This is a genomic window from Candidatus Woesearchaeota archaeon (genome assembly GCA_018303405.1).
Classification (GTDB): domain Archaea; phylum Nanobdellota; class Nanobdellia; order Woesearchaeales; family JABMPP01; genus JAGVYD01.
Window position 1 is genome coordinate 46,772 of record JAGVYD010000009.1, and the last position, 21,131, is coordinate 67,902.

Below are 21,131 nucleotides of genomic sequence, written 5' to 3' on the forward strand. Positions count from 1 at the left end.
ATTATTTATAGTCGATAAATAATAAAATAAGCACTTACGCCCGGGAGGTGGGATGAATGGGAGAGATATACTGTCACGGTGGCTATTGCAACAAGTGCCGAGGGATGATGTGGATTGTTGGCGGCATCCTGATTCTGGCGAATGTGTACTGGCTTAAATGGGACTGGTGGGTCTTCATTGCAGCATTGATAATCCTCAAGGGATTGTCCAAGACTGTCATGCCCATGTGCTCCTGCTGCAGGGACCAGATGAAAAAGGCCGGCAGGAAAAAATAAGCGATAAACCGCAGATGTTTGGATTACCAAGGTTTTTATAACCTTGAATTTTCTTTTTAGTTATGCCTTCGAGAATATTAATTGCGGACAAAGGGCGGAAATTCTTTGTTAAAGACATATCAAAAGACTATCACTGCCAGTTCGGGTTCGTGTCAGCAAAAGACCTGAAAAGGAAGTCCGGGAAGGTATCTACAAACACAGGGAAGGAGCTTCATATTTTTGAGCCGTCATTCATTGATGTGTACAGGAAAATCAGGAGGGATGCGCAGATTGTCGCCCAGAAGGACATTGGCCTTATAATTGCAGAAACAGGCCTGAATTCCAAAAGCATTGCTGTTGATGCAGGGGCAGGCAGCGGGGCAATGTGCTGCTTCCTTGCCAACATTGCAAAAAAAGTCACTGCATATGAAATCCGGGAGGATTTTTTCCAGGTTGTCAGGAAAAACATTGAATTCCTAGGGTTAAAAAATATAACTTTGAAGAATGGTGACATATACAAGGGCATTGATGAGAAAAATGTGGATTTGGTTACCCTGGACCTGCCTGAGCCGTGGAAGGTTATAGACCATGCGTCAAAGGCCCTGAAGAACGGGGGCTTCCTTGTGTCGTATTCGCCGTCAGTGCCGCAGATGGCTGACTTCGTCAATGCACTGCACGCCAGGGATGATTTTGTGCACGTCAAGACAATAGAAATAATTGAACGAAGCTGGGAAGTGGCTGAAAGGAAGGTCAGGCCGATGTCCAGGATGATAGGCCATACCGGATATTTGAGCTTTGCCAGAAGGGTTTAGCGAAGATTTTTATAATGAAAAAACAATATTAGCAAATAGCCAACTTAATTTCAAAATCAGGGGTGGTCCGAATGATAGCGTATGTTTTAATTGCCCTTAAGCACAGCGACGAGAAAAAAATCCAGACCCAGCTCCAGAAGCATAAGGAGGTCATGGATGTGCACATATTGTTTGGCGAGTGGGACATAATGGCAAAGGTGAATGTCAGTTCGCCTGAAGAGCTCGGGACCTTTGTCATGGAAAAGATCAGGAGCTTAAGCGAGGTCAAGCTTACAAGCACGCTCATAGTTGCCAAATAGCTTCTTCCTTAAAATGAAAAGGGAAATACGCGTCATCGGAATCGATGATGCGCCTTTTGACAAGTTCAGGGACAAAACAGCAATGCTAGTTGGCATTGTCTACCGCGGCGGGCAATTTATGGACGGTGTTTTGTCATCCAGGGCCAGAGTGGACGGGGAAGATGCCACAGGGAAAATTGCATCAATGGTCAAAAAATGCAAATTCCGCCCGCAATTGAGGTGCATATTTCTAAAGGGCATTGCTGTTGCAGGATTCAATGTGATTGACATCAACAGGCTCAGCAAGGCAACTGCGCTGCCAGTTATAGTAGTGATGCGCCGGGCTCCGAGGATAAAGGAGATGGCAGACGCTTTGGCCAAGATCGGGATGGAGAATAAGATTAAGCTTCTTGAAAACGCAGGCAAAATCCAAAAAATTGGCAAGCTGCATGTCCAAGTGGCCGGAACAACATTAAACAAGGCAGGGGAATTCCTGAAGCTGTCAGTTTCCCATGCACAGATACCTGAGCCGCTGAGAATTGCGCATCTTGTTGCAGGCGGGATAATTGATGGGGAAAGCAGAGGGCATGCGTGACTAATCAATTCTAACTTTATCCATAATACAGCTTGCCTTTTTCTTTCTGCTCCCTGTCAAGCTGGCTGCCGGGCTTGTTGGCCCTTGGCCTTTTGCTGATTTCATCCCTTCTGAAAGTTATGCCAATATCAGCCAGGAAAAGATTCATGCCTTTTTCCATGTCAAAGGGGCCCTTGGCAAGGCCGTGTAGGGCAGGCCTGCCCTGGAAAACCATGAGTTTTTCTGACAGGTAGTCAAGGAAAAGCAGGTCGTGGTCGACTACCAGGGCGGCAGTATCCTTTTCCTCCATGAAGCTCCTGATAACCTTTGAAACTGACAGCCTTTGCTCGACATCAAGGTAGGCTGATGGCTCGTCCAAGAGGTAAAGCTGCGCCTGCTTGGAAAGGCACAGCGCAATTGCCACCCTCTGCAATTCTCCCCCTGACAACTCGTTCAGCGGCTTAAGCAGAAGGGGCTGAATGCCCAATGGCTTTATGAGCTGGGCATCATATTTCCTGACAGCATCGTGCAAAACAGACATCACAAGGTCATCGCTGGCCTCAAGGTATTGCGGCTTGTATGAGACAACCACCTTATCTGTGATTTCACCTGCATCGGCATCCATTACCCCTGCAAGGATTTTTACAAAGCTTGTTTTTCCAATGCCATTTTCCCCGAGGATGCCAACTGTATCTCCACGGTGCAAAGTGCCTTCTGATGCCTCCAGCGAAAACTTGTCAAGGCTTTTCCTAATCCCCTGCCATGAAGTCAGGTAGCGCTCGCGCTCGATTTTTCTCGGCGGCCTTTCAAAATACTTTATTTTATGGTCGCGAAAACGGACATTTTCCTCCTTGAGATACCCCTCAAGATAGATGTTGATTCCTGCTTTTGTGGACTTGGGCTGGCTCACTACACCATACACACTTTCCTGGCCGTACATTAAATGGACCAGGTCAGTCATGTAGTCCAGGATAATCAGATCATGCTCCACAAGAAGGACTGCTGTGCTTTCATTTGCCAGTTCCCTGATGAAGGAGGCAACATTCAGCCTCTGCTTCACGTCGAGATAGGAGGTCGGCTCGTCAAAAATGTACAAGTTAGCTTTCTTTAGCGATGCGGCTGCCACGGCAACACGCTGCAGCTCCCCGCCTGAAATGTCTTTCAGCCTGTGCCCAAGGATTTCAACTAGCTCCAGGCGCTTGGCTACCCTTTCGAGCTGGCCCTTTTCGTCGACTTTTTTCAGCAGGTCCCCGACTTTGCCGTTGAATTGCCTTGGTATAAGGTCAACCTGCTGCGGCTTGTAGCTTATCTTAATTTCGCCTTTCAGGATTTTCTCAAAAAATACCTGGGCTTCGGTTCCCTTAAATCTCTCCAAGAGCTCGGCCTGGCCGATTTTTTTGTTCCTGTAATCCCCGAAATTCGGCTGTATGAGGCCAGCAAGTATTTTCAGGGCTGTTGATTTTCCAATTCCATTGATTCCCAAGATTCCAACCACCTTGCCAAACATTGGAGTGGGAAGGTTGTAAAGCGCAAACTGGTTTTCGCCGTAGCGATGGATTGGGTCCTGCTCCAAAGCCTCCGGAAGATTGATTATCTTAATTGCCTCCGGCGCTGCCTTGACACATATCCCGCAGCCTATGCATGTGAGCTCATCAATCAGAAGCCTTTTATCCGGGGCAATAGTGATGCATTCAGTGCCTGCCCTGTTTACCGGGCATAAGGACTGCACGTAAAGCTTCTTGTTCATGTCCTTTAGTTTCTCATTCTGGACAACTGCTATTCGGTTAGCCATGTAAAATTGGAAATAGCTGCTCTTAATAAATCCTATTGTGGGGCAAGGCAATCAGCCATGCAGTTGGCAAGAAAATCTGAGGAATCGCAGAAGCATGGATGATATTGATAGGGCGCGCCAATTAGGATAAGCCCTTTTCCCTTTCCCCGGGATAGCTTGTAAAATAGAGGAAAATATTGGCCAGGACAAATACAAGGATTATGAACAGATTGTTGGCATATTTGCCGCCTATGCCAATCCCGACCAAAAAGCCGATGAGCAGCAGTGCATGCGTATCTGAGTTGGGCCTTCCTGAGCGGAAAAGATAGAATGCAAAGACAATGCCCACAATGACTATCAAGTAAACCATGAAAGCGCTCTGGAACAGGACCTGTGAGATAAAAAAGCCTATCACCACGAAGAACATTGTAAGGATGCCAAACCAGTCTCCGGTAAATGCGGTCCTGCTGAATATTTTGTACAGGATTGTCCTGCCAATTTCACCCATGAGCTCCCATTTGGCCAGGTAATAATTCAGCACAAAAATCAAGAGTAAGGCAACCAGGAGATACGGGCCGATTGTAAGGCCAGTTGAGCTTTTCAGGAATTTGTAAAATAGCAAAATAAAGAAAAGCTCCACCACTACAATAAGAAATTTTCTGAGCCTCATTGCAGTGAAATGGTGCAAGTCCCTATTTATATTTTACTCAATGAAATGGTTACTCAATGAAAGGCAGGCCCCGTAGGTGGCCGCGGATTGCTTAGTTGCCGCATCCCAACAGGCTGGTTCAGCCACTGACATACAGCTCAAATTCCTTCGGGGGGATGGACAGCCTGACTTCGTCTGCCTCTTTTCTTTTCATGCCAATCCAGGCTGTAATCAGCTCTTTTGGAAATACCCCTGTTGCTGTCAGGAATTCGTGGTCAGCTTCCAGTGCATCCAGGGATTCATAGAGCGATGATGGCACTGAAGGCAGCTTCAATTCACCCTTGTGCTCATAGGCATTGCCGTCAAATGGCTTTCCCGGGTCAATCTTGTTGATTATGCCATCAATTCCTGCCAACAGCATGGCGCTGAATGACAGGTAGGGATTTGCCATTGGGTCAGGCGTCCTGAATTCAATGCGCGTGGCCTTTTCCGACTTGGAGTAAGTGGGGATCCTTATTGCCGCACTCCTGTTTCTCCTTGAATAAACAAGGTTGACAGGCGCTTCAAACCCGGGCACCAGGCGCCTGTATGAGTTTGTTGTTGGAGCAATAAAGGCGCAAAGCGCAGGCGCGTGCCTGAGTATCCCTCCGATATACCACAAGGCCATTTGGCTCAGCCCGGCATAGCCGTTAGGGTCATAAAAAAGATTCTTGCCGTCTTTCCAAAGGCTCTGATGAACGTGCATGCCTGACCCATTGTCGCCGTAAAGAACCTTGGGCATGAATGTGGCAATTTTTCCGTTCTTGTGCGCAGCGTTTGTCACAATATACTTGTAGAACATCACCTTGTCAGCCATGGACAGCAATGAGGCAAATTTCATGTCAATCTCATTTTGCCCGCCGGTGGCTACTTCATGATGATGGTACTCAACTGAAATGCCAACAGACTGGAGATAGCGAGTTATCTCAGACCGCAGGGCATGCATGGTATCCATGGGCGGCGTGGGAAAATAGCCCTCCTTGTGGCGTATTTTATGGGATGTGCCATTTTCAGGCTTTCCTGAATTCCAGGGTGCTTCTTCAGAATCAATCTCGTGAAATGAGCTTTGCGCATTGACAGAATACCTTACACTGTCAAGGATAAAAAATTCCAGCTCAGGCCCAAAAAAAGCCTCGTCGGCAATTCCGAGCGATTTCATGTAGGCAAACGCTTTTATGGCAATGTTGCGGGGGTCTTTCAGATACATGGAAAGAGTCTCGGGGTCTGCTGTGTTTCCAATCATTGTTATGGTATTGGGCATAAATGGGTCCAGCACTGCAGTTTTGGGGTCAGGGAACAGCAGCATGTCGCTTTCATGGATTTCCTGAAAGCCCCTGATTGAGCTTCCGTCATAGCCGATGCCGTGCTGGAATATGGTTGCATCCTTTTCAGTCCTTCCGAATTCTGCAATCGGCACACTGAAATGCTGCCACCTTCCGTGCAGGTCTGTAAACCTGATGTCAATTTCCTGTATGTTATTCAGGCGGACAAGCTCGAAGAAATTCTTTAGGGCCAGCGTGCTGGCATTGATGTTTATTTCTGCCCTGTGCACCTTTGGCACAACAGCCATCTCGGTCATTTCAGACTCCATTTTTTCCCCTCCACAAAATTGCAGCCACATGGCTAGCAAGTAAGTTGCCTGTAAAATAGTCTTAAGGAATTGACAAACAGAAATCAGGGCCGGCTGCAAAATTTTGGATTGACAGCTTAACGCGCCTCAATCTCATCTTCCATGCCCATGTCAGGCATATCATCCTCAAGGTAGCTGACCAAATCCAGATGCATGGTATCAAATCTTGAAATATCCTGCATCATTGCCGGATCCTGCGCAAGCTGTTTGGCTGTCCTCATCCATTCCAGGAATTTTAAACAATATAAATAATTTTGTGGTTTTTACTGTATCATTTGTTTACATAAAAAAGTTAATTTTAAATATATGTTTCAATTAATTGAATTAAACCTGCTATAACTAAACAATTGATGCGTATGGAAATCGACGACACGGACAAAAAGATCCTGGGAGTGCTGCAGGACAATGCCAAGCTCTCCTACAGGCAAATATGCAAAAAAGTAGGGGTATCCGTTGCAACTGTGATGCACCGCGTGAAAAAGCTGGAGCAGTCAGGCATAATTAAGAAGTACAGCGCCCTGTTGGATTATGACAGGCTGGGCTACGACGTTCCTGTGATGATAGAGATCAGGGTTGCAAAGGGAAAGCTGTTCAATGTTGAAAACAAGATTGCGACCCATCCAAATGTATTCGCGGTGTATGACAAGACGGGCGATTTTGATTCAACCATAATTGCCAGATTCAAGAACAGGAAAAGCATGGATGCCTTCCTGAAGAAAATCCAGACCTATGATTTTATTGAAAGGACTGAAACACAACTTATTCTGAATACAATCAAGGAAGAAGGCACAAAGCTATGAGCGTTTCAGAAAATATTGCTATGGTGAATGGAAGAATAGCAAGCGCTGCGGCCAGATCAGGAAGAAACTCCTCTCAGATAAGACTGGTCGCTGTCACAAAATATGCGGATGCTGGCCAAATAAAGGAAGCCATTGCCCAGGGAGTGCAAATAATCGGCGAGAACAGGATTCAGGATGCAGTTGAAAAAATTAAGGGCCTGCCAAAAGTCGAAAAGCATTTCCTGGGTGCCGTGCAGAGCAATAAAATCAGGCTTATAGCGCAATACTTTGACTGCGTCCAGTCAATAAGCTCGATTGGGGCGGCGAGAAAGCTCGACCAAGAATGCAGGATGCTTGGAAAGGCCATGCCTGTCCTTGTCGAGGTGAACATTGGAAAGGAGGAAACCAAGCACGGCGTGATTCCTGAAAATGCGCTTGAGCTTTGCAATGGCGTGACAAAATTCCTGAATCTTAGGCTGGAAGGCCTGATGTGCATTGCGCCGTATTTTGATAAAAAAGAAATTGAAAAAACACGGCCATATTTCAGGCAGATGAAGGAATTGAATGAGAAAATTGGCCTGAAATGGATTTCAATGGGAATGAGCAATGATTTTGAGATTGCGATTGAGGAAGGGAGTACCATGGTCAGAATTGGCAGAATGATATTCAACCAGGGTTAAAATTGAGTGTTGAGGTTTCTTTTACTATTCCATAAGAGTTATAAATCTGTGGTTTGAATCTTATCTTTATGGGGATGCGAGAAAATTATAGGGTTTTGGTTCTGTATTTTGATGGGCCCAATGTTGGAATTTTCAATAACGAGCTTTACCAAGGGCGCATGCCGCACCTGGAAAGAAATGTAATGGATAGGGAATTCATAACCGTCCGAAATGCAGTCACGGTCAGCCCATCATCCACACAGGAAGCTGGTCAAGCAGCAAGCACAGGCTCGTTTCCATTCATGGGCGGAGCTATAACCTACAACAAAAAAACTCGCAGAATCAAGGATTTGACAAGATTAGAGCATTTCTCCAAAGGAAACACGGCCAAACGTGATACGGTATTCAGGGATTTCCCCGATGAAGCGTATTCTGTACTGTTTCCGTGGAATGACCATGCGGATGACAAGCATGCTTACAGCACATCAATTGCACAAGTCCATCTTTTGAAAGGACGCCGTGGAATGGACGATTTTGCCACTGCGAGAGTGGTGGATATAATAAGGAACGAGGACCCAAAACTAATTTTTGCGTGGTTTCCCACCGGGGACTATTACGGCCACAGGCACAGCGATACGGAAAAACTTGCTAAAGTATACATAAAAGATGATAGGCGCATTGGGAAAATAGTCAATGCATTGAAAGAGAACGGAAGATATGATGATACAGTGATTGTGGTTGTGTCAGACCATTCGATGGCACCCGTCCATGATAACATGAATCCAAATGAAATTTTAAGGGAGGCGGGTTTCAATCCTATGATTTGGAGAACCAGAAATGGCGATCCGGATTCATTGGTTCTTAGCTATGGATATAGTGTTGGACAGGTTTATCTGCTGAGAGATCATTCTGAAAGCGAATTGGAGGGAAAAATTCACGCACTTCTGAATAATAATGCCATTGATCAGGTTATTTCGAAAAATGGAAATGGAACTCGAAGAGTGTTCTCACGGATGGGCACGGCTGATATCGTGAAGAAAAGAGGATTATACAGAATGATTCAACTTACAAGCTCAAATCCTTTTGGATATCCCGATAACCTGGCTGAAAAGCTTGCCCAATGGCATACTTCTCGGGAATCCCTGGACTGGACCTGCGAGCAGCAATATCCCGACGCTGTGGTCGGAATAGCCGAATCGCTCAACCATGAACTTTCACCTGATCTTAGAATTTTCGCTGCAGACGGCTATGATTTCGGAAAAAACAGGAACCTTATCCATCCATTTGCCCTGTTTAATGCAGATAGGGTGGGAACGCATGGCTCTCTTCATAGCTCACAAAGCAGGATCATGATGATGTTTGCGGGCCCTGATGAATTACCCAGAAAAGAAGTTAAGGCTGCAAGGCTGGTTGACCTAAGGCCAACATTGGCAGATATTGCTGGATACAAAGTCCCAGAAAATATAGATGGTATCTCCTTGTTTGGCGGAAGAAATCAATAACTGATGGAATCGAAGGCGTCACATCTCATCCTCATCCTTCTTTCTTCGCCTTCTCTTTGGCTTTTCCTCGCCTTCCGGCCCGAAATTTGCCATTCTTGCTCGTTTTTTAGCCCATTGCACGGGATTCTTTATCCCTGCATGGCCAGCATCTGCCTTGCATGCTGGAAAAAAGCCATAATACATCTCGTTGTCGCAGTTCGGTGGAAGAATCTTTTCCTTCCTGGTCTTGTGGTACCGGACATGGCCGACGAGGTAATTTTCCCGCAAGGGCTCGTGGTTTTTTTTGTTCCATTCCAAGAGAAGCTTTTCAATCTGCTCATAATCCCAGCCAACATTAACCAGGAAGTTCACAAGAATGAACATGAACCTTTTCCTGCCGTCCTTAAGCCCCTTGAGGCCGGTTTGAATGCACAGCGGGAAGAATTTTTCAGGTATGGCAGTTGAGGGAATTGAAAATTCCCGCTTTGGCCTGAATTCTTCCTGCTCTTCCTGCCTGGCAGAAAAGTCAAATGCCTGGACAAACAGCTTGTTTGCCTCCCCATTTACAGTCCTTGATGCATCCAAAAACCTGAATGCGCTGACCTTGACAGGGTGCTTGGCCTGCTCCTTGGAAAATTCCAAAACCTTTGCAGGGTCAACCGGCACAGAAATCAGTCCTGACTTCTCATTAAAAGAATATACCATCCTGTAAAGGTGCCTTGAAGAGATGAGGATGGTGTCAATGTCCAGGAATGACTCAACATTGAGATGCTCGGTCTGGCCGCCTGTTTTTGAAGATGAAAAATACTTTATCTTGCTTTCATCGACGCCTGTCTTCTCCAGAATCCTTGCAAAATCATGCTTCTCGTATTCAAGAATCTTGTCCCCCAGGGGCTTTTTTATCATTTCCCTGATATACATTGCAATCTTCCGCGCGGCCTCTGGAAATAAAAGCTGCAAGTCCTGGCCTGCAACCTTTTCAGGAAAGGCCTCAAAGGGAACACCTATATGAAAGCCCTTGTTTCCGGAAAACTTGCAGGATATGCTTTTCACATCATTATATTTCAGGGCTTTTATTGTAAGGTCAGCCGCCATTTTGGAGTATTCCAAAAAATGGCAGTCAATGTCTAGTATAAGATCCCAGCCAGTCCTAAGCTCATCCAGCTCCTGGCGGCGCATAGAGGTGTCTATCCGCATTATGTTTTTCCATCGCTCCTCGCTTGCGTGGAAAGAAGTGGCGCCCTGCTTTGCCAGCTCAAGAATGTCATTGCCATATGCCAATGTATCCGGCCTTTTTCCAAACCCCCTGTCGGCAAATTTGACGGCGATTTCCCTGTCCTTTGCTGTTAGAAGCATTTCAGCCTGAATGTCATCCCGCTTGTAGTGCTGCAATAAAGTTGAAAGATGTATCATGGCACAGCAACAAATTTTTTATTTATAAGAGTTTGTTTTTTCCAAATGATGGCTCAAAATGCACTGGAATTCATCAATGGGTGGCTGCAGGAACTTGCAGATTCGGGAAAGCTTATTGTCGTAGAGGGAAAAAAGGACCGTGCTGCCTTGCAGCGCCTTGGCATAACCAATGTTTTTTCCCTTGACAAAAAGCCACTGTTTCAGGCGGTGGAGGAAATTTCAGCCATCTCAGACAAGGTGGTCCTGCTCACGGACCTGGACAATGAAGGCAAAAAACTGTACAGCAGGCTGAACACAGACCTTCAGCGGCACGGCGTGCAAATTGACAATTATTTTAGGGAGGCATTGTTCAGGCGAACTGCCTTGAGGCAAATTGAGGGGCTTGATACCTATGTGTACAACCTGGGAAAATGAGTGAGCCAAAATAAAAAAATAAATAAAGAAACAAAAAAATAACCAGACAAGGCTAATAGTCCTCTGATTCATTCTCAAGAATCGCCTTGTAATATTCTACAGGCTTTACCTGGGAGATTATTGTCCTGTGCACAATAAATCTCTCGTCAGGCGTCTTGAAAACCTTGCTTTCAATCAAGGGCATTTTCTTAAGCTGCTCGACTTTCTTTTCCCCTAATTTCAACCTTACCATATTAACACCTCCATAATATCTTATTGTTTGGTGAATTAAGTCCGGTGCGGGAATTAAATTGGCTTTCGGGCAGGTTGCCGGGGAAATGGCGCGGGATCCTGGCAGATTTCCGAGAATAGTGGTTAAAGTCACGAATAAACTGGCGCATGGCAGAATTTTTTGAGTTTAGCCGATGCTTGGCATTCTACCAGCCAGGCTAAAAATTTGGGATGCGGGCAATTATCTTATACGCCAGTCTATATGCCAGGCATTTTATAAGTCAGGCTATAAGTCAAGCGTCACTTTTCCTTTGGATGGGTCTACTGATTTCACTGATTTGTGCTTCCTGAGTCTTTCCTCAATCTGCTTCCACGGCATTTTTTTCCTTGCATCGCGGATTGAATTGAGAAACCCGCTGACTTCCTGGTATTTTAGATAGAGATAATCTGCCTTTTGGTTGTTTTCAGCAATTTCTGATTCCAGCTCCTGGATATTTTTCATCTGTATGGCCATCATCCTCTCCAGTTTTGCAACTGCCGGCGAAACCCTTGATTCCTCGGCTGCCTCTGCAGCTTTCCATTGCGACATGGCCCAGGAATTGTAATTTCCATGCTGTTTCTCCAGCAAAACCATCCTTATGGCCTCGGCAAGCCTGGCAGCTGCATCTGGATTAATTTTTGAGATATTCTTGCCAATGCCTGCCATTTCGCAGACTTTCTCAGCATTTGCGCCTCCCATGGAAAGCTCAATTGCAATTGTCTTGACTATGGAATCATGCCTTGAATTTGACGCCATTTCAGCAATCTGGCCTGGCTCAATCCCAAGAGGGCTGTATTTTTTCTTCGGATAAGCATAGGTTATGCCCCTTTGCAGCGGCCTGTTTTTGAGCGCCTGTTCCTTGAGAAGGGAAATTATCTTGAAGCCTGAGTCGCATAAAATGACATTGCCTTTGCTGAATAGCTCAATAATCAGGAAATACTCGGCTTTATTTCCCTCGGGCGCAACTTCAAGCCTGAATGTCAAGACACGCTCAAAGCCATGCTGTGAGACTTGCCTTATTCTTGCATTGTACAGCCTTTTTCTCAGCAGCATCGGAAATCCCGAGGGCGCTTCTGGCTGGGCTTCTTTTTCGTCAGAAATAAAAATCAGCGAGGGGAGCAAGATGTTTACAATCTTTTTCCCGACTGCCGGTACATGTATCTGGAGGAGGATGCTTTCCGGATTGGGCTGGTAAATCTTGTTGATTTTTGAGTTTACCATGTATTGAAGTTCTTCGGCCAGGAAGTGCAAATCAAGCGAAGTAAGCTCCATGTTTATCCTCCCTCATGATTGATGCGAATTGATGAGTGATGCAATAAATGGCCAGGTGAAACTTTGGATTAGCCAAGGAATCTCCTGGTCTGGCCGGCCCTGATGATATTTTCCCGCATTGAAGCAAAGTTCATTTTCTTGTAATCATCCATAATGCGGGTTGTCAGGCTTTTGTGCTCCTCGTTGATTTCGAAGTCAATCAGCTTAGCGGCCTTCTGCACAGCTTTCTGGACAGAGACAGGGAAATGCCTTAGATTGCCCGGATTAAGATATTGCGCAGCATCCCTGAAATCGCTGTTGAAATTCTCATAGCTGACATTTATGGCCTCAAGGTCCTGCTTTGTCACCACGTTAAGGCCAAGCAGCTCAGGTGGCAGGCCCATTGAATAAAGGCTGGCGCAAAAACTGATGGCCCTTGGGAGCTTTATTCCCTGGCCCTCGCGGGAATAGCCAAACAGCCCAATATGCAGCTTCCTTTTCCTTCGCTGCGGGATATAGGTGGAAAACTCATTGATCTTCTGCGCAAGCTCCCTTATCAGGCGGTAATATTCAGCTGAGACTTTTTCGAAGACCTCCATGCCTTTTTTTTCGTCAATGTATTTTGGCTGGGACCTTTTCCGGCTATTCATTTGGCCTATGGCATTTCGCACCTGTTCTTCCGGGTAGTCATACTTGAAGGCCGACTGGAGGGTAAAGGTCTGAACAGACGGATAGCCGTTCATGATTGTCTCGGCATTCTTGGGCGTGAGGTTGCCCCTGAAGGGGACGCTGCCAACGCCGAGCACTGGGAGGATTGGCAGGCTCAATTTTTTTTCAAGCTCGGCCAGGCGCTGCAAGGTTATTTTGAGCAGGATAATAGTCGGAAAAGAGCCATAATTCAGCGCAGGATCGCTCCTTGCCAGCCATACCCGGTAATAATCATCAACACCCTGGGACTTGACATAATCGCTGACAATTGAAGGCGCATTCAGCATGCTTTCCTTTGTCTCAAGAAGAGGGGTAACCCTGATCTTTTCTGGAAGAAATTCACCGCACCATTCCTGAATTTTTATGTCGCCTGGAAAAAGGGATGCGCTTGACTTGCCCACGACATATTTCTTGTAATACTCGGCAATCCTGATAATAGAGCTGCTGTTTGTAGTCATTGGCAGATACAGCTCAAAGATAGGGGGCACGACATTCTTGCCATAGAACATGCTTGCAATATCATAGCTGCGGGGTATGCTTTCAAGGGTCTCAAGCAGAAGCTTGGCCTCGCTTTTTTCAACCTCGGGATTGGGAACCCGCGGGGTTAAAAAAATATCCTTGCCCAGCTGCATATTCTGGAAAAAGGATTCGTATTTTGCAAATAACTTCTTGATGACAAAATTGTCAACCTCCTTTCCCTCAATGTCCCACAGCTGCTCCTTTACCTTCAAGTGCGAAAAAGAGTAATATGCCTCTGTTATCTCGTCATCCCCGCCTATTATTGAATTTTCAGCGAAAAAAGGCTGGAATGCATTGTCAGGATGCTGTGTCGACATTGTTCTTGAAACATTGATTTTCATGGTATCACATTCTTTGCTTTCTAAACCATCTGGATTCAACCCATCTGGATTCTTATCCTATGCATCAGTAATTTGTCAAGAACCACCTGCCAGAGACCGGTGGAATGTCATGTTTGGTTCCACAGACCTCGTGGTTCTTGAGCATGCTCAGAATTTTCCTGCCAAGTGGAAGAAAATGCATGCAAAGCTTGCCACCGGTTACAGACTTGACGGAAAATTCTGACATTTTATAAAACTTTCCAGTCTGTCCATGCCTTCTGCAAGTTTTTTCATGGATGTCGCATAGCTTATCCTGAGATATCCCTCGGAACCGAATCCCGCGCCGGGCACAACTGAGACATGGGCCTTTTCCAGGAGCTGCAGCGCAAATTTCCTGGAATCCTGCTCTATCCCTGATATGTCAGGAAACGCATAAAAGGCGCCGTCTGGGACCTTGCAGCGCATGCCCTTGATCTTGCTCAGCCTCTGCATCGCGTAATCCCTTCTCTTCCGGAATTCCTGTGCCATCTTCTCCGAGTCTGATTGCCCTTGCTTGAGGGCATACAGGGCTGCTGCCTGGGAAATGCTGCTTGGGTTGCTAGTGACTTGGCCCTGCAGTTTGACCATGGCCTTGATGATTTCTTCCGGGCCTGCTGCGTACCCTATCCGCCACCCTGTCATGGAGTATGCCTTTGAAACCCCGTTGACAGTTATTGTATGCTCCTTTACATTATCATTGAATGATGCTATGCTAAAGTGCTCTTTTCCATATGTTATTTTTTCGTATATCTCATCGGATATGAGCATAATCCCTTTTTCAACAGCCAAATCCGCAATTTTAACCAATTCCTTTTTCTCGATGACCGCGCCGGTTGGATTGCAGGGAGAGTTGAGGATTATGAGCTTGGTTTTTTTGGTGACTTTGGATGCAATATTCCTGGCTGTAACCTGAAATCCTTCGGTTGGGGCAATGACAGGCTGGGCCTCGGCAAGCTTGACCTGCTCAGTGTATGTGGCCCAGTAGGGAGCAGAGATTATTGCTTCATCCCCTTTTTCCAGCAATACCTGGCAGATGTTGTAAAGCGCCTGCTTAGCGCCGACACAAACAATAATGTTCTTTGGCAGGTAGGCCAATCCATTGTCCTGTTGAAGCTTATCGCAAATTGCCTGGCGCAGCTCAAGGGTGCCTGCCACATCTGTGTATTTTGTTTTGCCTGCCTCAACAGCTGCTATTGCAGCTTCTCTGGCCGGCCCCACAGTTGGGAAGTCCGGCTCGCCTGCACTCAGGCTGACGACATCTATCCCTGAGTGGATGAGCTCCCTTGCCTTCTGCTCAAACGCAAGTGTCTGGCTTTCTTCAATGCCGAGAATTCTCTGGCTAAGCTTGATTCCCATGACTGAATAGATGAAATGAGGGTATAATATTAAAGTTGCCGATTTCCATTGTGAATTATGGAAATAGTATGGAGATGCCATGGCAAATAACGGGACTGAATAAAAATTCAGAAAAGAATAAATAGTGCCTAAAACAAGGCAATCCCATGTTCTTCAGGATAAAGAGAATTAATGGAAAAGAATATGCGTACATTGTAAAAAACAAGTGGACGCAAAATGGCTGCAGGCAGAAAGTTGTAGGCTATGCGGGAAGGGTGTTTAAGCCTGATAAGCTGCGGGAAATAACATTTGAGGATTTCATTGCAAAGATACTGAAAAAAAACCATTCAGAATACCTGCAAAAAATGGATTTTGACGAGGCCATAATGGATTTGGCCAAATGGCAGCTTTATGTCCACGGCGCTGAAATAAGTGGAGATATGGCCCAGTTTGCAGAATTCTTTGTGACCCTGGCCGGGAACAATGTCCTGGCTGGCAAAAAAAATGTTGCACTGAAAATGAATGAGGGTTATTTTTGCACACGAAACCTAAAAGCAATAATGGCAGCCGGGATAAGGGAAAGCGAGGATGACCTGGGCTCGGATTTTGCGCATAGCCTTGTCAATGCAGGATTAATTGTCCCAAAGGATGTGTTCGTGAAACTGTATGAGAAATTGAGCTGAAAATGCAAGGCGGTTTAGCAAAAAATATATAAGGCTGATGAGTTAAGAATATGATAATTAAGAGTAATGACCTATTTGAAAGAGTAGAGAAAAGAGGCAAGTTAATGTTCAGGAAATCCGGGAAAGGCCAGGCAGCGCTTGAATTCTTGATGACCTATGGCTGGGCCATATTGGTTGTGCTGATAGTTATTGGGGCCCTGGGCTACTTTGGCGTGCTTAACCCGTCAATCATGCTGCCTGAGAAATGCACATTGCAGCTGGGATTGAACTGCAAGAATCATATCTTGAGAATAACGCCAAGCGCTTCTCCGGCGATGCTAGATCCAAACAGCACAATATTTCTGGAACTGGAAAATGGTATGGGCAAGGGGATTATTATTACAAGTTTCAATGTCACAGGAGGTTCCTTATCATGTGGTGTTACCACATCCGCTGCTCCGGTAGGGTCAATATGGAACGATGGATTCACAAGCAAGAATGGATGGCGTTTGCAGCAAGGCAGAACCAGGATCCTTGCACTTTATAATGTCACGCCAGATGCAGAATGGGCAGATTGCAAGCTGTCTCCGACTCTTGCCAAGACAAAAGCCGATGTGGAGATAAGGTGGTACTTCGAGGACGCATCAGATATTTTCACGCACACCATGCGGGGAGAAATCCTTGCAAATGTAGAGGATTTGACATAAATTCTTGAAGAAGAAAAATAGGCATAATTTTATGGATATTCTATTTGAAGTCTATCCTCATTTCCACGCCGTGCCTTTTGTAGCCGGATTTTTCATAGAATGCTACGGTTTTTTCGCTGCAATCAAGGATTGCTTTATAGCATCCGAGGGCTTTGGCTTTTTGAGTGGCGTGGCGCACAAGGGCAGAGCCTACTCCATGGCCTTCATGGCCTTGCCTGGCTGAAACGTCCTCTATATGGCCCACTTTTGACAGGCCGTGAATGAATTTTTCCTCGACCAGAAGCGTTGTAACGCCAACTATCTTTCCATCCTTTTCAGCCACAAAAAAGTGGTAGACTGGGTTTTTTGATATTTTTTTTAGATGGGCAATAGCTGATTCAGGGGTTGTGCCTTCAGTTGGCGCCAGGTTGTTGAGGCTCTCAAAAAATCCCGATGTAAAATCTTCTGGTTTGAGCTCCCTTATTTTGATATTTGAGTTTGACTCTGTTTTTTCCATTTCATTCCACCGTCACGCTCTTGGCCAGGTTTCTGGGCTTGTCGATGTCGCAGCCCCGCAGGTCTGCTATATAGTACGCCAGCAGCTGAAGGGGGATTGTGCTCAGGACAGGCATAAGCACTTCAAGCGTTTTTGGTATAAAAATTACATCGTCTGCGATTTGGGTTATAAGGGTGTCACCTTCGCTGGCAATGGCAATTATCTTGCCGTGCCGTGCCTTTACTTCCCTCATGTTGCTGATAACCTTGTCGTAGGCAGTTGTTTCGTTTGCAAGAAAAACAACCGGCATGTTTGCATCAATCAGGGCAATCGGCCCGTGCTTCATTTCAGCAGCAGGATAGCCTTCAGCGTGGATATAGCTGATTTCCTTGAGCTTCAGCGCGCCTTCCAGGGCAATAGGGAATTCATAGCCCCTGCCCAAATAAAGGAAATTGTTGGATTTTGCATATTTTTTTGCTATCTGCTCCACTCCCGATGCCTGGCTTAGGATGCTCTTCATTTGTGCTGGAAGGTCCTGCATGTGGGCAATAAGCTCTTTTGCTTTTGCAGGAGAGACAATTTTGCGAAGGATTCCGATATGCAGGGTAAGGATGCACAGCGCTATTACCTGGCTGGAAAATGCTTTTGTGCTGGCAACCCCGATTTCCGGGCCGGCGTGGGTGTAGATACCGCCGCCTGCTTCCCTGGCTATTGTGCTGCCCACAACATTGACAATGCCCAGGGTTTTTGCCCCATTTGCCTTTGCCAGCTTCAATGCTGCGAGGGTATCAGCAGTTTCCCCGGACTGGCTGATAACGAGCACAAGGTCATTCTTGGTGAGCACAGGACTGCGATACCGGAATTCGGATGCATATTCAACTTCAACAGGAATCCTCAGGTATTGCTCCATAAGATATTCGCCAACCAGGGCAGCGTGCCAGGAAGTCCCGCAAGCCGCGATGATTATCCTGCTAATTGACTTTACCTGGGTTTCCGGCAGGTTTAGGCCGCCCAATTTTACATTGTCTTTCTGAAGCCTTCCCCGCATGGTATTGAGGATGCTGTCAGGCTGCTCGAAGATTTCCTTGAGCATGAAATGCTTGAAGCCCTTTTTCTCAATCTGGTCAACGGACCAGGAAACTCTTTCAACTTTCTTGGCCTGGCCAGTATTGTCACCATCGGTGATGTTATAGCCAGACTTTGTCAGTGTAAGGACATCTCCGTCATCCAGATAGATTACTTTCTTTGTGTATTCGACGATTGGTGAGACATCACTTCCAATGAAATACTCATGGTCGCCTATCCCCAGAACGAGGGGGCTGCCATTTTTCGCAGCGACGATTTTGCTTTCGTCTTTGTGGATGACCAGGATTCCATAAGTTCCAACCAGCTGCCTGAGCGTCATCAAAACAGCCTGTTCGAGATTGCCCTGATAGAATTTTTCCACAAGGTGGGCAATGACCTCTGTATCAGTTTCGCTGGAAAATTTGTGGCCTTCCTTAATCAGAATTTGCTTGAGGCTGTCAAAATTCTCAATTATGCCATTATGGACAACTGAGATTGCAGCATTGCATGAAAATTGAGGATGGGCATTCTGCTCAGAAACCCCGCCGTGCGTTGCCCAGCGTGTATGCCCGATTCCAATGCCAATCCCATTATTCTCCTTCATGCGCTTGGCAATGATTTTTGCCTCGCCAATTTTTCCAACGTGCCTCTCAGATTCGATTTTGCCACGCGCCTTTGATGCAACTCCCCAGGAATCATAGCCTCTGTATTCTAGTTTTTTCAGGCCTCTGACTACTACATTAAGAGGCAACTTCTTTCCAATGTATCCAAAAATTCCGCACATTTGTTTCACCTGGCCCCTTTGAGATAATTATCAATAAGTGGTATGTCCTCTGGACAGCCCATGTCAATCCAGGCGTCCTGGCATTTTACAGTCCGAATTTTTTTGCCTTTTGCGAGCAGAGTCAGGGCATCTGTGAGCTCATATTCCCCCCTAGAGGATTTGCCTATTTTTGCAATTGCATCATAAATTTCAGGAGTAAATTTGTAAAGCCCTGTATTTATTTGATTCCCGACAAATTTTTTTGGCTTTTCAACTATGCGGGAAAGATAGCCTTTTTTCTCCACGATAATGCCGTACCTTTTCCAGTCCTTGACTTTTGTGGTGGCCACATAGCTGAGTTTATCGTCTTTTGAAATTTTTCGGAGGTCAGGCACAGACCATAAACTGTCCCCGCCGAGGGCAATAAACTGGTCATGGCCAGTGAATTTTGAAGCAAGCTTTAAGGCATGGGCAGTCCCGAGTCTTTTGTCCTGGTGGATTAAACGGGCTTTAAAGCCATATTCCTGCAAAAATGATTTGACTTTGCTGCCTTTATGCCCAACAATAATTGCATAATCCGAATAGCCTGCTTTTTTCAGGCGAATGAGCAGATGATAGAGAAAAGGTTTGCCATTTATATGTATCAATGGTTTAGGCACCAGTTTGGTGAGTGGCATCATCCGCACGCCTTTTCCCGCAGCCATAATAACAGCTTTTCTTATCATGGTAAAAAGAACAAACTTGATGTGGTATAAATATTTAATTGAAAAAAACATTATAATAAAAAGTGAAATAAAGATTGGATAACTATTATTACATGAATTTAAGTGATTATAAAACTTTAAATTCTTTTTTAGAATGACAAATAGATTAAATTAAATTTTAAATGTTTATAAGTGTATATTTTGAAATTTTATATTATAAAATACTATAAGAATATTATAATGAAATTTATAATAATACAAAAAGTTTTTAAATAATAAAAGATTTCCTGAGCCCGAATTAAAATGGTTGAGAGCTTCATAGTAAGGGATGAGGGCAAAGGGCTTCAGCGGCAGAGTATTAAATTGCTTGACAAGCCTTCGGCAATTAAATTAATAGACAATGCTGCACGGATAGAAATCATTAAAGCGCTTAGCAAAATGCCCATGTATCCTGCAGAGCTTGCAAAGGCCCTGAAAATGCATGAGCAATTGGTATATTACCACATCAAGCAGCTGATGAACGCTAGCATAATCCACGTCGTGGAAAGGCAGGAAATCAGGGGCACAATGGCCAAAAAACTGGCAGTAAAAGACTTGAATTTTGCTGTGCTCCTCAGCGATGATTGGAAGGACTTTTCAGTTGCTGAAACTGGGCTGATGGATAAAAAACTTAAGGCATTTCTCGAGCCCCTGGTAATGGAAGGGGAACTGCAGGGCAAGATAGTCGTCGGCAGTCCTGATCCCCATGGCCCGTTCAAGGCAAGGGCAAGGGACAGCCATTATGCTATTGATTTGTCGATTTTCCTCGGTAAATATGTAAAAATGCCATCTGACTTCGCTGTCAGCCTTGATGTTGACATCAATTTATCGTCGACGGACACCAATTTCCTGTTGGTTGGCGGGCCGGTAACCAACCTTGTGGTGTCGACGGTGCAGGAAAAAATGCCAGCCAGGTTTGCTGACAATAAACCGTGGGGCCTGTTTTCGGATAAGACCCAGAAAAAATATACAGAAGAGTCAATTGGAGTAGTGGCAAAAATCCCCAATCCTCACTTTCCCAACAGATATGTCATTATACTTGCTGGAATAAGCAGCCCGGGCACAAAAGCAGCAGTGCTAGCTCTCACTCGCCACACTAAGAGACTCATGGGCTCATATACAGGACAAAAGGCATGGTCAGCAATTGTGCAGGGATTTGATGAAGATGGTGATGGGAAACTTGACAGTGTTGAGATTTTGGAATAAAATGAGCATTTAATAAGCATTTCCACGATGGTCCGTATTGCAGAGATTTATTTTCATATATAGTGTATATGATAGAACCAAAAAATTCAAGTGGCCGGGCAAGAAAAGGCAAATTCGGCAGATATGCGGAGCAAATCTGAGCTTGCCAAATCATAGGAACCCTCACTTTCCATATATCAGATACTTGCGAAATACCCAAAAAAAGATGCATAATGCCAAAGTTGAGAGGTTGATTGTGCTAATATGCCCTGCAAATCCTCGATATGGCCACTCAGGCTGCCGTGGCAACCCATAAAAGAGGGGAGTCTCGAAAACACACGTTTCCCATATATAAA

24 protein-coding genes are annotated in these 21,131 nt (G+C 45.5%); 11 read left to right on the forward strand and 13 right to left on the reverse strand.

All coding sequences use genetic code 11. The features are described 5' to 3' along the window. The first annotated feature begins 56 nt into the window (after window positions 1–56). The 4 genes from J4227_01780 to J4227_01795 all read left to right on the forward strand — a co-directional run bounded on the left by J4227_01780 (window position 57) and on the right by J4227_01795 (window position 1,939). The gene (locus J4227_01780) at window positions 57–275 is read left to right on the forward strand and encodes a hypothetical protein (GenBank protein ID MBS3109234.1); all 219 of its coding nucleotides are present in this window, start codon (window positions 57–59) and stop codon (window positions 273–275) included. A gap of 62 nt (window positions 276–337) precedes the next feature. Next, window positions 338–1,066 carry a tRNA (adenine-N1)-methyltransferase gene (locus J4227_01785; protein MBS3109235.1) on the forward strand — a complete coding sequence of 243 codons (729 nt, stop codon included), beginning with the start codon at window positions 338–340 and terminating at the stop codon, window positions 1,064–1,066. Between the two features lie 71 nt (window positions 1,067–1,137). Then, the gene (locus J4227_01790) at window positions 1,138–1,365 is read left to right on the forward strand and encodes an Lrp/AsnC ligand binding domain-containing protein (GenBank protein MBS3109236.1); all 228 of its coding nucleotides are present in this window, start codon (window positions 1,138–1,140) and stop codon (window positions 1,363–1,365) included. 13 nt (window positions 1,366–1,378) lie between these two features. Further along, window positions 1,379–1,939, forward strand: coding sequence for a DUF99 family protein (locus tag J4227_01795; protein MBS3109237.1), 561 nt, complete (start codon window positions 1,379–1,381; stop codon window positions 1,937–1,939). A 16-nt stretch (window positions 1,940–1,955) separates the two neighbouring features. On the opposite strand, the gene J4227_01800 is transcribed toward J4227_01795, so the two are convergent. From J4227_01800 to J4227_01815, 4 genes are all read right to left on the reverse strand, one after another. After that, the gene (locus tag J4227_01800; protein ID MBS3109238.1) at window positions 1,956–3,710 is read right to left on the reverse strand and encodes a ribosome biogenesis/translation initiation ATPase RLI; all 1,755 of its coding nucleotides are present in this window, start codon (window positions 3,708–3,710) and stop codon (window positions 1,956–1,958) included. A gap of 121 nt (window positions 3,711–3,831) precedes the next feature. Next, a complete protein-coding gene (locus J4227_01805) occupies window positions 3,832–4,359 on the reverse strand; it encodes a hypothetical protein (protein MBS3109239.1) in 528 nt (175 codons plus the stop codon). 118 nt (window positions 4,360–4,477) lie between these two features. Further along, on the reverse strand, window positions 4,478–5,956 hold the full coding sequence (gene glnA, locus J4227_01810; GenBank protein MBS3109240.1) for a type I glutamate--ammonia ligase: 1,479 nt from the start codon (window positions 5,954–5,956) through the stop codon (window positions 4,478–4,480). A gap of 128 nt (window positions 5,957–6,084) precedes the next feature. After that, a complete protein-coding gene (locus tag J4227_01815; protein MBS3109241.1) occupies window positions 6,085–6,228 on the reverse strand; it encodes a hypothetical protein in 144 nt (47 codons plus the stop codon). A gap of 135 nt (window positions 6,229–6,363) precedes the next feature. Here J4227_01815 and J4227_01820 point away from each other — a divergent pair, with 135 nt between their 5' ends. From J4227_01820 to J4227_01830, 3 genes are all read left to right on the forward strand, one after another. Further along, window positions 6,364–6,807, forward strand: a complete 444-nt coding sequence (locus tag J4227_01820) for an Lrp/AsnC family transcriptional regulator (GenBank protein MBS3109242.1) — start codon at window positions 6,364–6,366, stop codon at window positions 6,805–6,807. Further along, entirely contained in the window at window positions 6,804–7,466 is a 663-nt protein-coding gene (locus J4227_01825) for a YggS family pyridoxal phosphate-dependent enzyme (protein ID MBS3109243.1), read from the forward strand. The genes J4227_01820 and J4227_01825 overlap by 4 nt, the downstream gene beginning before the upstream one ends. 68 nt (window positions 7,467–7,534) lie before the next feature. Then, the gene (locus J4227_01830) at window positions 7,535–8,947 is read left to right on the forward strand and encodes an alkaline phosphatase family protein (protein MBS3109244.1); all 1,413 of its coding nucleotides are present in this window, start codon (window positions 7,535–7,537) and stop codon (window positions 8,945–8,947) included. Window positions 8,948–8,965: 18 nt separating this feature from the next. Here J4227_01830 and J4227_01835 read toward each other — a convergent pair whose 3' ends face one another. Then, complete coding sequence (locus J4227_01835) at window positions 8,966–10,339, reverse strand: hypothetical protein (GenBank protein ID MBS3109245.1); 1,374 nt, start codon at window positions 10,337–10,339, stop codon at window positions 8,966–8,968. A gap of 45 nt (window positions 10,340–10,384) precedes the next feature. Between J4227_01835 and J4227_01840 the strand changes: the two genes are divergently transcribed. Then, on the forward strand, window positions 10,385–10,753 hold the full coding sequence (locus tag J4227_01840) for a toprim domain-containing protein (protein ID MBS3109246.1): 369 nt from the start codon (window positions 10,385–10,387) through the stop codon (window positions 10,751–10,753). 52 nt (window positions 10,754–10,805) lie between these two features. On the opposite strand, the gene J4227_01845 is transcribed toward J4227_01840, so the two are convergent. From J4227_01845 to J4227_01865, 5 genes are all read right to left on the reverse strand, one after another. After that, entirely contained in the window at window positions 10,806–10,985 is a 180-nt protein-coding gene (locus J4227_01845; protein ID MBS3109247.1) for a hypothetical protein, read from the reverse strand. A 264-nt stretch (window positions 10,986–11,249) separates the two neighbouring features. Then, a complete protein-coding gene (locus tag J4227_01850; protein ID MBS3109248.1) occupies window positions 11,250–12,275 on the reverse strand; it encodes an NFACT family protein in 1,026 nt (341 codons plus the stop codon). 68 nt (window positions 12,276–12,343) lie between these two features. Further along, window positions 12,344–13,822, reverse strand: a complete 1,479-nt coding sequence (locus J4227_01855) for a phosphoenolpyruvate carboxylase (protein MBS3109249.1) — start codon at window positions 13,820–13,822, stop codon at window positions 12,344–12,346. Window positions 13,823–13,886: 64 nt separating this feature from the next. Further along, on the reverse strand, window positions 13,887–14,048 hold the full coding sequence (locus J4227_01860) for a hypothetical protein (GenBank protein MBS3109250.1): 162 nt from the start codon (window positions 14,046–14,048) through the stop codon (window positions 13,887–13,889). Beyond that, window positions 14,021–15,190 (reverse strand): pyridoxal phosphate-dependent aminotransferase, encoded by a 1,170-nt coding sequence (locus J4227_01865; protein ID MBS3109251.1) that lies wholly within the window; start codon window positions 15,188–15,190, stop codon window positions 14,021–14,023. The genes J4227_01860 and J4227_01865 overlap by 28 nt, the downstream gene beginning before the upstream one ends. Window positions 15,191–15,342: 152 nt before the next feature. Between J4227_01865 and J4227_01870 the strand changes: the two genes are divergently transcribed. Further along, window positions 15,343–15,858 carry a hypothetical protein gene (locus tag J4227_01870; protein MBS3109252.1) on the forward strand — a complete coding sequence of 172 codons (516 nt, stop codon included), beginning with the start codon at window positions 15,343–15,345 and terminating at the stop codon, window positions 15,856–15,858. 50 nt (window positions 15,859–15,908) lie between these two features. Next, window positions 15,909–16,544 carry a hypothetical protein gene (locus J4227_01875; protein MBS3109253.1) on the forward strand — a complete coding sequence of 212 codons (636 nt, stop codon included), beginning with the start codon at window positions 15,909–15,911 and terminating at the stop codon, window positions 16,542–16,544. Between the two features lie 40 nt (window positions 16,545–16,584). Here J4227_01875 and J4227_01880 read toward each other — a convergent pair whose 3' ends face one another. Genes J4227_01880 through J4227_01890 form a run of 3 tightly spaced genes read right to left on the reverse strand, consistent with a single transcriptional unit; the run spans window position 16,585 to window position 19,572 of the window. After that, complete coding sequence (locus tag J4227_01880) at window positions 16,585–17,007, reverse strand: GNAT family N-acetyltransferase (protein ID MBS3109254.1); 423 nt, start codon at window positions 17,005–17,007, stop codon at window positions 16,585–16,587. A 34-nt stretch (window positions 17,008–17,041) separates the two neighbouring features. After that, window positions 17,042–18,868 (reverse strand): glutamine--fructose-6-phosphate transaminase (isomerizing), encoded by a 1,827-nt coding sequence (gene glmS, locus J4227_01885; protein MBS3109255.1) that lies wholly within the window; start codon window positions 18,866–18,868, stop codon window positions 17,042–17,044. A 5-nt stretch (window positions 18,869–18,873) separates the two neighbouring features. Beyond that, complete coding sequence (locus tag J4227_01890; GenBank protein ID MBS3109256.1) at window positions 18,874–19,572, reverse strand: NTP transferase domain-containing protein; 699 nt, start codon at window positions 19,570–19,572, stop codon at window positions 18,874–18,876. Window positions 19,573–19,854: 282 nt separating this feature from the next. Between J4227_01890 and J4227_01895 the strand changes: the two genes are divergently transcribed. Beyond that, window positions 19,855–20,796, forward strand: coding sequence for a helix-turn-helix domain-containing protein (locus tag J4227_01895; GenBank protein ID MBS3109257.1), 942 nt, complete (start codon window positions 19,855–19,857; stop codon window positions 20,794–20,796). Window positions 20,797–21,131 lie beyond the last annotated feature (335 nt).